This window comes from Cytobacillus oceanisediminis (genome assembly GCF_007830235.1).
In the GTDB taxonomy this organism is placed as follows: Bacteria; Bacillota; Bacilli; order Bacillales; family Cytobacillaceae; genus Cytobacillus; species Cytobacillus oceanisediminis.
The window spans coordinates 40,450-49,886 of sequence record NZ_VLKI01000027.1; the positions used below are offsets into that span (position 1 = coordinate 40,450).

Consider the following 9,437-nt stretch of genomic DNA (forward strand, 5'->3'; position numbering starts at 1 on the left):
ATGTTATTGCCAAAACGCGTAAAATATCGTCGTGTACACCGCGGAAAAATGCGTGGTCAATCAAAAGGCGGCACTGAAGTTAATTTCGGTGAATATGGTCTGCAAGCACTTGAAGCTTCATGGATCACTAACCGTCAGATTGAATCTGCACGTATCGCAATGACTCGTTACATGAAACGTGGCGGTAAAGTTTGGATTCAAATATTCCCGCATAAGCCTTACACTGCAAAGCCTCTAGAAGTCCGCATGGGTTCTGGTAAAGGTGCTCCAGAAGGCTGGGTAGCAGTAGTTAAGCCTGGTAAAGTAATGTTTGAAATTGCTGGTGTATCTGAAGAGATCGCTCGTGAAGCATTACGCCTTGCATCACACAAACTTCCTGTTAAGTGCAAGTTTGTAAAACGAGAAGAAATTGGTGGTGAATCAAATGAAAGCTAATGAAATTCGTGACCTTACCACTGCCGAAATAGAACAAAAAGTAAAATCATTAAAAGAAGAGCTTTTCAACCTTCGCTTTCAATTGGCGACTGGACAACTTGAAAATACAGCTCGCATTCGTGAAGTACGCAAAGCGATTGCCCGCATGAAAACTGTTATTCGTGAAAGAGAAATCGGCTTTAGCAAGTGATATTGAGAGGAGGTTCGCACAATGAGTGAACGCAACCAACGCAAAGTTTACACTGGACGCGTAGTTTCTGACAAAATGGATAAGACAGTTACAGTCCTTGTAGAAACTTACAAAAAGCATCCATTATACGGTAAACGCGTTAAGTACTCTAAAAAGTTTAAGGCTCATGATGAGCAAAACGAGGCAAAAATTGGCGATATCGTTCGTATTATGGAAACTCGTCCACTATCTGCGACTAAACGCTTCCGTCTTGTAGAAGTAGTTGAGAAAGCAGTAATTATCTAATTGTACGGAATAAGCTTTATCCCGAAGGGAGGTTACACACATGATTCAACAAGAATCACGTTTGAAAGTTGCTGACAACTCTGGTGCTCGTGAGGTACTTACAATTAAAGTTCTTGGTGGCTCTGGCCGCAAAACTGCTAATATTGGCGATGTTATCGTTTGTACAGTGAAACAAGCAACACCAGGTGGCGTTGTTAAAAAAGGTGATGTTGTTAAAGCGGTAGTAGTTCGAACAAAGAGCGGTGTACGCCGTAATGACGGTACTTACATTCGTTTCGATGAAAACGCATGTGTAATTATTCGTGATGACAAAGGCCCCCGCGGAACTCGTATCTTCGGACCTGTTGCTCGTGAACTACGCGACAATAACTTCATGAAAATTGTATCTTTAGCTCCAGAAGTATTATAAAAACAAATCAAATTGCCTTTAAGGAGGTGCGCACAGATGCATGTGAAAAAAGGTGACAAAGTTATGGTCATCTCTGGTAAGGATAAAGGCAAAACGGGCGTTATTCTTGCAGCGTTCCCTAAACAAAGTCGAGTACTTGTTGAAGGTGTGAACATTGTTAAGAAACACTCAAAGCCTTCACAGATGAATCCGCAAGGCGGAATTATCAGCCAAGAGGCACCTGTTCATGTATCAAACGTTATGCCTGTCGATCCTAAGTCTGGTGAACCAACTCGTGTAGGCTATAAAACGGTTGATGGCAAAAAAATACGTGTAGCAACAAAATCCGGTGAAGTTCTAGATAAATAGTTTAAAGAAGAAGGGAGGTACAATGAATGAACCGCCTAAAAGAAAAACAAGTAAAAGAAATTACTCCTGCTCTAATGAGCAAGTTTAACTATAAATCAGTTATGCAAGTACCTAAGCTTGATAAAATCGTTATCAACATGGGTGTTGGTGACGCTGTTCAAAACGCAAAAGCACTTGATAAAGCAGTTGAGGAATTAACGTTGATTACTGGTCAAAAGCCTGTTATCACCCGCGCTAAGAAATCAATCGCTGGATTCCGCCTTCGTGAAGGTATGCCAATCGGTGCAAAAGTTACTCTTCGTGGAGAGCGCATGTATGAATTCTTTGATAAGTTAGTATCTGTATCTCTTCCACGTGTACGTGACTTCCGCGGTATTTCCAAGAAGTCTTTCGACGGCCGTGGTAACTATACTCTAGGTGTCAAAGAACAGTTGATCTTCCCTGAGATTGATTACGATAAAGTAAGCAAAGTTCGTGGTATGGATATCGTTATCGTAACTACAGCTAACACTGATGAAGAAGCTCGTGAACTTTTAACTCAATTTGGAATGCCATTCCAAAAGTAATCGCTAAATAGAGGGAGGCGAAAACGTGGCTAAAAAGTCAATGATTGCGAAGCAAAAACGCACGCCTAAACATAAGGTACAAGAATACACACGCTGCGAACGTTGCGGACGTCCACATTCTGTATACCGTAAATTTAAGCTTTGTCGTATTTGTTTCCGTGAATTAGCATATAAAGGACAAATTCCTGGCGTGAAAAAAGCTAGCTGGTAAACCCCAAGTATGGGAAGGAGGTAAAAACAATGGTCATGACAGATCCAATTGCAGACTTGCTAACTCGCATCCGTAATGCGAATATGGTTCGTCACGAAAAATTAGAAGTTCCTGCTTCTAATATCAAAAAGGAAATTGCTGATATCTTAAAGCGTGAAGGTTTTGTGCGTGATGTTGAGCTTATCGAAGACAACAAGCAAGGTATCATCCGCATTTTCTTAAAATACGGTTCAAACAACGAACGCGTTATCACTGGTCTTAAGCGTATCAGTAAGCCTGGTCTTCGCGTATACGCAAAGGCTGATGAAGTACCTCGCGTACTTAACGGTCTTGGAATCGCACTAGTTTCTACTTCTCAAGGAGTTCTTACTGATAAAGAGGCTCGCGCTAAACAAGTCGGCGGAGAAGTTTTAGGATACGTTTGGTAATAGAGTTTTTCATGAATGGAGGTGCAATTAAATGTCTCGTATAGGTAAAAAACCAATCGAAATTCCATCTGGTGTTACTGTTACTCTTGACAAGAACACTGTTACTGTAAAGGGTCCTAAAGGTGAACTTTCACGTTCATTCAACCCTGATATCGAAATCAAGGTGGAAGAAAACGTAATTAACGTTTCCCGTCCATCTGAAGCAAAAGAACACCGCGCATTGCACGGAACAACTCGCGCACTTCTTGCTAACATGGTTGAGGGTGTATCCAAAGGATTTGAAAGAGGACTTGAGCTTATCGGTGTCGGTTACCGTGCTCAAAAACAAGGCAAAAAGCTTGTTTTAAACGTTGGTTACTCTCATCCTGTTGAAATCGAGCCTGAAGAAGGTCTTGAAGTTGAAGTACCATCTAACACAAAGATCATTGTTAAAGGTACTAACAAAGAGCGTGTTGGTGCATTAGCTGCCAACATCCGTGAAGTTCGTCCTCCAGAGCCTTACAAAGGTAAAGGTATCCGTTATGAAGGCGAATATGTTCGTCGTAAAGAAGGTAAAACAGGTAAGTAATGCCGCATAGGTAAACGAAAGGAGTGACCGAAATGATTACGAAGGCTGATAAAAATGCAGTTCGTAAGAAAAGACATGCTCGTGTGCGTGCGAAGCTTTCTGGAACTGCGGCTCGTCCTCGTTTAAATGTGTATCGTTCAAACAAACACATTTATGCTCAACTTATTGATGATGTAAACGGAGTTACTGTAGCAAGTGCTTCTACATTAGATAAAGAGGTAAACCTTGATGCTACTGGCAACGTTGATGCAGCAGTTAAGGTTGGAGAATTAGTTGCAAAACGTGCAGTCGAAAAAGGCGTTAAAGCTATCGTTTTCGATCGTGGTGGCTATCTATATCATGGACGTGTTCAGGCATTAGCAGATGCAGCACGTGAAAATGGTTTAGAATTTTAATAGACAAAGGAGGGACACAAAAAGATGCGTCGTATTGATCCAAACAAACTTGAACTTGAAGAGCGCGTAGTTACGGTTAATCGTGTAGCAAAGGTTGTTAAAGGTGGACGTCGTTTTCGTTTCTCTGCTCTTGTAGTAGTAGGTGACAAAAACGGTCACGTTGGCTTTGGTACAGGTAAAGCACAGGAAGTTCCTGAAGCGATCCGCAAAGCAATTGAAGATGCTAAGAAAAACTTAATCGAAGTGCCTATGGTTGGAACTACAATTCCTCACCAGGTAATCGGACATTTCGGTGCTGGAGAAATCCTTCTTAAGCCTGCTTCTGAAGGTACTGGAGTAATCGCCGGCGGTCCAGTTCGTGCGGTTCTAGAATTAGCTGGTGTTGGTGATATCCTATCTAAATCTCTAGGTACAAACACACCAATCAACATGGTTCGCGCCACTTTGAACGGTTTAACACAATTAAAACGTGCTGAGGACGTAGCGAAATTACGTGGTAAATCAGTAGAAGAACTGTTAGGATAAGGAGGGATATCAAATGGCGAATAAACTAGAAGTTACCCTCACTCGCAGCGTGATTGGTCGCCCGCAAGACCAGCGCGAAACAGTTAAGGCTCTTGGCTTACGTAAAATGCACCAAACAGTTGAGCATCAAGATAATCCTGCTATCCGCGGAATGATCAACAAAGTTGCTCACCTTGTTGTGGTAAAAGAAAAATAATTCTATTCTTCTACAAATAAGGAGGTGCCAACATGAAACTTCATGAATTAAAGCCTGCAGAAGGTTCTCGTCAAGAACGCAAACGCAAAGGCCGTGGAATCGGTTCCGGTAACGGTAAAACTGCTGGTAAGGGTCATAAAGGTCAAAACGCTCGTTCTGGCGGCGGTGTCCGTCCTGGATTCGAGGGTGGTCAAACACCTTTATTCCAACGCTTGCCTAAGCGCGGTTTCACTAACATCAACCGTAAAGAATACGCGGTTGTGAACCTTGATGCTCTAAACCGTTTCGAAGATGGAGCAGAAGTAACTCCTGAGCTTCTTATCGAAACTGGTGTAGTAAGCAATGAAAAAGCAGGAATCAAGATTCTTGCTAAAGGCAAAGTTGAGAAAAAGCTTACAATTAAAGCTCATAAATTCTCCTCTGCTGCAAAGGAAGCTATTGAAGCTGCCGGCGGTCAAACTGAGGTGATTTAATGTTTCAGACAATCTCCAATTTTATGCGCGTGGGTGATATAAGACGAAAGATTATTTTCACCCTTTTAATGCTGATTGTATTTCGCATCGGTACATTTATCCCTGTACCGGGCGTAAATGCTGATCTTTTAAAAGCCCAGGATGAACTTAATGTATTCGGTGTCCTGAATACATTCGGCGGCGGGGCGCTCCTTAACTTCTCGATCCTTGCTATGGGGATCATGCCGTATATTACTGCTTCCATTATCGTACAGCTATTGCAGATGGATGTAGTTCCTAAGTTTACGGAATGGTCTAAGCAAGGTGAGGTTGGACGCCGAAAGTTAGCTCAGTTTACCCGTTATTTTACTATCGTGCTTGGTTTTATCCAGGCTCTCGGTATGTCTTATGGGTTTAATAACCTTGCAGGCGGAATGCTGATTGAGAATCCGGGAATAGGATCATATTTGTTAATTGCTGTAGTATTGACTGCCGGAACTGCATTTTTAATGTGGCTTGGTGAGCAAATTACATCAAAAGGCGTAGGAAATGGAATCTCCATCATTATCTTTGCTGGTATCGTAGCTGGTATACCTTCAACGGTTAACCAGATCTATGCACAGCAGTTTGAAAATGCAGGTGAACAGCTATTCCTTCGCATTGTGACGGTAGTGCTTATCTTAATCGCAGTAGTTGCTATTGTTGTGGGTACAATCTTTATCCAACAAGCATTGAGAAAAATTCCTATTCAATATGCTAAGCGTGTGACAGCAGGAAAAAATTCTGCTGGCGGACAATCAACACATCTTCCGTTAAAAGTTAATGCAGCTGGTGTAATTCCAGTAATCTTTGCCATTTCATTTATCATAACTCCAAGAACCATCGCTGGTTTCTTTGAGCAAAATGATGTTACGTTATGGATCCAAAGAATATTTGACTATACGACTCCAATCGGAATGGTCATTTATAGTGCATTAATTATTGCTTTTACTTATTTCTATGCTTTCATTCAAGTAAATCCGGAGCAAGTTGCTGAGAACTTGAAGAAGCAGGGCGGTTATATCCCGGGCATTCGACCAGGAAATAACACGCAGGAATATTTGACTCGTGTCTTATACCGTTTAACATTTGTTGGTGCGCTGTTCCTAACAGTTATTTCAATTCTGCCGGTATTCTTCATTAATATTGCCGGATTGCCTGAATCTGCACAAATCGGGGGCACAAGCCTGCTAATCGTTGTCGGTGTTGCACTTGAAACAATGAAGCAGCTTGAAGCACAGCTGGTTAAGCGTCATTATAAAGGTTTCATAAAATAATTTGGTTGAAGGGGACAGCGTGTTCCCTAAAACCATTTAGAGACTAGGGGGAAATTGACGTGAATTTAGTATTAATGGGGCTCCCTGGTGCCGGTAAAGGTACACAAGCTGAGAAGATCGTCCAAAAATACGGCATCCCTCATATCTCTACTGGAGATATGTTCCGTGCGGCTATTAAAGGCGAAACGGAACTAGGCCTTAAAGCTAAATCATTCATGGATAAAGGCGAACTTGTACCTGATGAAGTTACAATCGGCATTGTCCGTGAACGTTTAAGCAAGGATGATTGCGAAAAAGGCTTTTTGCTTGATGGCTTTCCAAGAACTGTAGCCCAAGCTGATGCCCTTGAAGACATCCTTTCTGATTTGAATAAAAAAATTGATTATGTTATTAATATTGATGTTGATCAGAGCATTCTAATGGAACGTCTTACAGGACGCCGCATCTGTAAAGATTGCGGAGCTACTTATCATCTAGTATTCAATCCTCCAGCGAAAGACGGAGTGTGCGATCGCTGCGGCGGAGAGCTGTACCAGCGTGTTGATGATAACGAAGCTACTGTTCAGAATAGACTTGACGTTAATATTAAACAAACAAAACCGTTGCTTGATTTCTACGAAACGAAAGGATATCTGCGCAATATTGATGGTCAGCAAGATATTAATAAGGTGTTTTCTGATCTTGATGTTTTGCTCGGGGGCTTACAATGATCATTTGCAAAACCCCGCGTGAAATTGAGATAATGCGTGAGGCCGGCAGGATCGTAGCACTTACACACCAGGAACTGAAAAAACACATTGAACCTGGAATCACAACCTTAGAATTAGATGAAATTGCTGACAAGTTTATTCGTAAACACGATGCAATCCCATCTTTCAAAGGGTATAATGGTTTCCGCGGCAGCATATGTGCCTCAGTTAACGATGAACTTGTTCATGGTATTCCTGGTGAAAGAGTTTTAAATAACGGTGATGTAATCAGCATTGATATTGGTGCTAAATATAACGGTTATCATGGTGACTCAGCCTGGACTTATGCGGTAGGCAAAATTGATGATGATACCCAGCGTCTTATGGATGTGACGGAGGAATCATTATATAAGGGCCTGGCAGAAGCAAAACCGGGTGAGCGCTTGTCGAACATCTCCCATGCTATCCAAACGTATGCGGAATCTAATGGCTTTTCCATTGTGCGCGAGTATGTCGGCCATGGTGTAGGGCAAGACTTACATGAGGACCCCCAAATTCCTCATTATGGACCGCCGAACAGAGGGCCGCGTTTAAAGCCGGGTATGGTACTTGCTATTGAACCGATGGTGAATGCAGGAAGTCGTTATGTGAAAACGTTAGCCGATAACTGGACTGTTGTGACGGTTGACGGTAAAATGTGTGCACACTTTGAGCATACAATAGCGATCACTGAATCCGGTTATGAAATATTAACAAAAGCCTAAGGTGCAGGTGATTCCATTGGTTGATTCTGATTCGAATCCGCAGCCTGGTCAAATTGTATTGATCAAACGCGGGCGCGATGCTGGTCAATATGCTATAATTATAAGGTTGATGGATGAAAGGTTTGTTTTGCTTGCTGACGGTGACAAGAAGAAATTCGATCGCCCAAAGAAAAAGAACATTCAGCATCTGCAATTGCTTAATTATATCTCTCCAGAAGTTCAGAGCAGTCTCAAAGAGACCGGCCGTGTAACAAACGGAAAGTTGCGCTTTGCTCTTGCAAAGTATGTAAATGAATTCGTATATGATATGAAGAAGGGAGAATCGTTCAATGGCGAAAGACGATGTAATTGAAATAGAAGGCACAGTTATTGATACTTTGCCAAATGCAATGTTTAAGGTAGAATTAGAAAATGGTCATACAGTGCTGGCTCATGTTTCCGGTAAAATCCGTATGCACTTCATCCGTATCTTACCTGGAGATAAAGTAACAGTTGAGCTATCTCCATATGATTTAACACGTGGTAGAATCACATATCGTTTTAAATAATCATTGCACTCCGTACTATTAAGGAGGTTAGGATAATGAAAGTAAGACCATCAGTTAAACCAATCTGCGAAAAGTGTAAAGTTATCCGCAGACGTGGAAAAGTAATGGTTATCTGTGAAAACCCTAAACATAAACAAAAACAAGGCTAAAAAGAAGGAGGTGCGCTAACGAATGGCACGTATTGCTGGTGTAGATATTCCACGTGAAAAGCGTGTAGTAATCTCATTAACTTATATCTTTGGTATTGGTAAATCTACAGCTCAGAAGATTCTAGCTGAAGCTGGTGTTTCTGAAGACACTCGTGTTCGTGATTTAACGGAAGATGAATTAAACAAAATCCGTGACATCATTGACAAATTAAAAGTTGAAGGTGACCTTCGCCGTGAGGTTTCACTTAACATCAAGCGTTTAATGGAGATCGGAAGCTATCGCGGTCTACGTCATCGCCGTGGTTTACCGGTTCGCGGACAAAACACTAAAAACAACGCACGTACACGCAAAGGTCCTCGTAAGACTGTAGCGAACAAGAAGAAATAATCGGTAAAGGAGGTACTATAAATGGCTCGTAAAACTAATACACGTAAACGTCGTGTGAAAAAGAATATTGAACAAGGTATTGCACATATCCGTTCTACTTTCAATAACACAATCGTAACTATTACTGATGTTCATGGAAATGCTATTTCCTGGTCAAGTGCCGGAGCTCTTGGATTCAGAGGTTCTCGTAAATCTACTCCATTCGCAGCTCAAATGGCAGCAGAAACTGCAGCTAAAACTTCTCAGGAACATGGTATGAAAACCCTCGAAGTAACTGTTAAAGGACCTGGTGCTGGACGTGAAGCTGCTATCCGTGCACTTCAAGCTGCCGGCCTTGAGGTTACTGCAATCAGAGACGTAACTCCTGTTCCACATAACGGATGTCGTCCACCAAAACGCCGCCGTGTATAATTTTTCTGTATAGATTTTGTATCCTTGTCTATAATGGGATATGATACTAATTTTTTAGCTCATACAGAACAATTATTCCAGTTGTTGTGCACAAAACGGGAACGTATACATGGGGGAATTTCGGTTAGAGATTGCTAGCCGGGGTTTCGACGTTTTGAAGGAGG

At 41.8% G+C, this 9,437-nt stretch carries 21 protein-coding genes; all 21 read left to right on the forward strand.

Annotation, left to right across the window (positions count from 1 at the left end; all coding sequences use genetic code 11):
• From rplP to rpsK, 21 genes are read left to right on the forward strand one after another with little or no spacing between them, the layout of a single operon-like run.
• Positions 1-435, forward strand: a complete 435-nt coding sequence (rplP, locus tag IQ19_RS25220; RefSeq protein ID WP_009336587.1) for a 50S ribosomal protein L16 — start codon at positions 1-3, stop codon at positions 433-435.
• Positions 425-625, forward strand: a complete 201-nt coding sequence (gene rpmC, locus IQ19_RS25225; RefSeq protein ID WP_009336588.1) for a 50S ribosomal protein L29 — start codon at positions 425-427, stop codon at positions 623-625. Before rplP ends, rpmC begins: the two co-directional genes overlap by 11 nt.
• 21 nt (positions 626-646) lie before the next feature.
• Positions 647-910 (forward strand): 30S ribosomal protein S17, encoded by a 264-nt coding sequence (gene rpsQ, locus IQ19_RS25230; RefSeq protein WP_110067551.1) that lies wholly within the window; start codon positions 647-649, stop codon positions 908-910.
• Positions 911-950: 40 nt separating this feature from the next.
• The gene (rplN, locus tag IQ19_RS25235; RefSeq protein WP_066441555.1) at positions 951-1,319 is read left to right on the forward strand and encodes a 50S ribosomal protein L14; all 369 of its coding nucleotides are present in this window, start codon (positions 951-953) and stop codon (positions 1,317-1,319) included.
• 36 nt (positions 1,320-1,355) lie between these two features.
• On the forward strand, positions 1,356-1,667 hold the full coding sequence (rplX, locus tag IQ19_RS25240) for a 50S ribosomal protein L24 (RefSeq protein WP_110067552.1): 312 nt from the start codon (positions 1,356-1,358) through the stop codon (positions 1,665-1,667).
• Between the two features lie 26 nt (positions 1,668-1,693).
• Entirely contained in the window at positions 1,694-2,233 is a 540-nt protein-coding gene (rplE, locus tag IQ19_RS25245) for a 50S ribosomal protein L5 (protein WP_144546243.1), read from the forward strand.
• 25 nt (positions 2,234-2,258) lie between these two features.
• Complete coding sequence (rpsN, locus tag IQ19_RS25250) at positions 2,259-2,444, forward strand: 30S ribosomal protein S14 (RefSeq protein WP_009336593.1); 186 nt, start codon at positions 2,259-2,261, stop codon at positions 2,442-2,444.
• Between the two features lie 29 nt (positions 2,445-2,473).
• On the forward strand, positions 2,474-2,872 hold the full coding sequence (gene rpsH / locus IQ19_RS25255; RefSeq protein WP_110067554.1) for a 30S ribosomal protein S8: 399 nt from the start codon (positions 2,474-2,476) through the stop codon (positions 2,870-2,872).
• 31 nt (positions 2,873-2,903) lie between these two features.
• Entirely contained in the window at positions 2,904-3,440 is a 537-nt protein-coding gene (gene rplF / locus IQ19_RS25260; protein ID WP_144546245.1) for a 50S ribosomal protein L6, read from the forward strand.
• 32 nt (positions 3,441-3,472) lie between these two features.
• Positions 3,473-3,835: a 50S ribosomal protein L18 gene (gene rplR, locus IQ19_RS25265; RefSeq protein WP_110067556.1), complete on the forward strand. Its 363-nt coding sequence runs from the start codon at positions 3,473-3,475 to the stop codon at positions 3,833-3,835.
• Positions 3,836-3,859: 24 nt separating this feature from the next.
• Positions 3,860-4,360, forward strand: a complete 501-nt coding sequence (rpsE, locus tag IQ19_RS25270) for a 30S ribosomal protein S5 (protein ID WP_026583677.1) — start codon at positions 3,860-3,862, stop codon at positions 4,358-4,360.
• A gap of 13 nt (positions 4,361-4,373) precedes the next feature.
• Positions 4,374-4,556, forward strand: coding sequence for a 50S ribosomal protein L30 (gene rpmD, locus IQ19_RS25275; protein ID WP_009336598.1), 183 nt, complete (start codon positions 4,374-4,376; stop codon positions 4,554-4,556).
• A gap of 32 nt (positions 4,557-4,588) precedes the next feature.
• Positions 4,589-5,029 (forward strand): 50S ribosomal protein L15, encoded by a 441-nt coding sequence (gene rplO / locus IQ19_RS25280; protein ID WP_144546247.1) that lies wholly within the window; start codon positions 4,589-4,591, stop codon positions 5,027-5,029.
• Positions 5,029-6,324: a preprotein translocase subunit SecY gene (secY, locus tag IQ19_RS25285; protein WP_110067557.1), complete on the forward strand. Its 1,296-nt coding sequence runs from the start codon at positions 5,029-5,031 to the stop codon at positions 6,322-6,324. The genes rplO and secY overlap by 1 nt, the downstream gene beginning before the upstream one ends.
• A gap of 59 nt (positions 6,325-6,383) precedes the next feature.
• Positions 6,384-7,034, forward strand: coding sequence for an adenylate kinase (locus IQ19_RS25290; protein ID WP_144546249.1), 651 nt, complete (start codon positions 6,384-6,386; stop codon positions 7,032-7,034).
• Complete coding sequence (gene map, locus IQ19_RS25295) at positions 7,031-7,777, forward strand: type I methionyl aminopeptidase (RefSeq protein ID WP_144546250.1); 747 nt, start codon at positions 7,031-7,033, stop codon at positions 7,775-7,777. The genes IQ19_RS25290 and map overlap by 4 nt, the downstream gene beginning before the upstream one ends.
• 16 nt (positions 7,778-7,793) lie before the next feature.
• Positions 7,794-8,129 carry a KOW domain-containing RNA-binding protein gene (locus IQ19_RS25300; RefSeq protein ID WP_144546252.1) on the forward strand — a complete coding sequence of 112 codons (336 nt, stop codon included), beginning with the start codon at positions 7,794-7,796 and terminating at the stop codon, positions 8,127-8,129.
• The gene (gene infA, locus IQ19_RS25305) at positions 8,107-8,325 is read left to right on the forward strand and encodes a translation initiation factor IF-1 (protein WP_066192222.1); all 219 of its coding nucleotides are present in this window, start codon (positions 8,107-8,109) and stop codon (positions 8,323-8,325) included. Before IQ19_RS25300 ends, infA begins: the two co-directional genes overlap by 23 nt.
• A 35-nt stretch (positions 8,326-8,360) precedes the next feature.
• Entirely contained in the window at positions 8,361-8,474 is a 114-nt protein-coding gene (rpmJ, locus tag IQ19_RS25310) for a 50S ribosomal protein L36 (RefSeq protein WP_000868344.1), read from the forward strand.
• 22 nt (positions 8,475-8,496) lie between these two features.
• Positions 8,497-8,862 carry a 30S ribosomal protein S13 gene (gene rpsM / locus IQ19_RS25315; RefSeq protein WP_110067561.1) on the forward strand — a complete coding sequence of 122 codons (366 nt, stop codon included), beginning with the start codon at positions 8,497-8,499 and terminating at the stop codon, positions 8,860-8,862.
• 21 nt (positions 8,863-8,883) lie between these two features.
• Positions 8,884-9,273 carry a 30S ribosomal protein S11 gene (gene rpsK, locus IQ19_RS25320; protein WP_095245986.1) on the forward strand — a complete coding sequence of 130 codons (390 nt, stop codon included), beginning with the start codon at positions 8,884-8,886 and terminating at the stop codon, positions 9,271-9,273.
• Positions 9,274-9,437: the final 164 nt, after the last annotated feature.

Excerpts from the sequence above, each read along its gene's own strand:
- rplP (WP_009336587.1), top strand. The coding sequence starts at position 1 with ATGTTATTGCCAAAACGCGTAAAATATCGTCGTGTACACCGCGGAAAA.
- rpmC (WP_009336588.1), top strand. The coding sequence starts at position 425 with ATGAAAGCTAATGAAATTCGTGACCTTACCACTGCCGAAATAGAACAA.
- rpsQ (WP_110067551.1), top strand. The coding sequence starts at position 647 with ATGAGTGAACGCAACCAACGCAAAGTTTACACTGGACGCGTAGTTTCT.
- rplN (WP_066441555.1), top strand. The coding sequence starts at position 951 with ATGATTCAACAAGAATCACGTTTGAAAGTTGCTGACAACTCTGGTGCT.
- rplX (WP_110067552.1), top strand. The coding sequence starts at position 1,356 with ATGCATGTGAAAAAAGGTGACAAAGTTATGGTCATCTCTGGTAAGGAT.
- rplE (WP_144546243.1), top strand. The coding sequence starts at position 1,694 with ATGAACCGCCTAAAAGAAAAACAAGTAAAAGAAATTACTCCTGCTCTA.
- rpsH (WP_110067554.1), top strand. The coding sequence starts at position 2,474 with ATGGTCATGACAGATCCAATTGCAGACTTGCTAACTCGCATCCGTAAT.
- rplF (WP_144546245.1), top strand. The coding sequence starts at position 2,904 with ATGTCTCGTATAGGTAAAAAACCAATCGAAATTCCATCTGGTGTTACT.
- rplR (WP_110067556.1), top strand. The coding sequence starts at position 3,473 with ATGATTACGAAGGCTGATAAAAATGCAGTTCGTAAGAAAAGACATGCT.
- rpsE (WP_026583677.1), top strand. The coding sequence starts at position 3,860 with ATGCGTCGTATTGATCCAAACAAACTTGAACTTGAAGAGCGCGTAGTT.
- rpmD (WP_009336598.1), top strand. The coding sequence starts at position 4,374 with ATGGCGAATAAACTAGAAGTTACCCTCACTCGCAGCGTGATTGGTCGC.
- rplO (WP_144546247.1), top strand. The coding sequence starts at position 4,589 with ATGAAACTTCATGAATTAAAGCCTGCAGAAGGTTCTCGTCAAGAACGC.
- secY (WP_110067557.1), top strand. The coding sequence starts at position 5,029 with ATGTTTCAGACAATCTCCAATTTTATGCGCGTGGGTGATATAAGACGA.
- map (WP_144546250.1), top strand. The coding sequence starts at position 7,031 with ATGATCATTTGCAAAACCCCGCGTGAAATTGAGATAATGCGTGAGGCC.
- infA (WP_066192222.1), top strand. The coding sequence starts at position 8,107 with ATGGCGAAAGACGATGTAATTGAAATAGAAGGCACAGTTATTGATACT.
- rpmJ (WP_000868344.1), top strand. The coding sequence starts at position 8,361 with ATGAAAGTAAGACCATCAGTTAAACCAATCTGCGAAAAGTGTAAAGTT.
- rpsM (WP_110067561.1), top strand. The coding sequence starts at position 8,497 with ATGGCACGTATTGCTGGTGTAGATATTCCACGTGAAAAGCGTGTAGTA.
- rpsK (WP_095245986.1), top strand. The coding sequence starts at position 8,884 with ATGGCTCGTAAAACTAATACACGTAAACGTCGTGTGAAAAAGAATATT.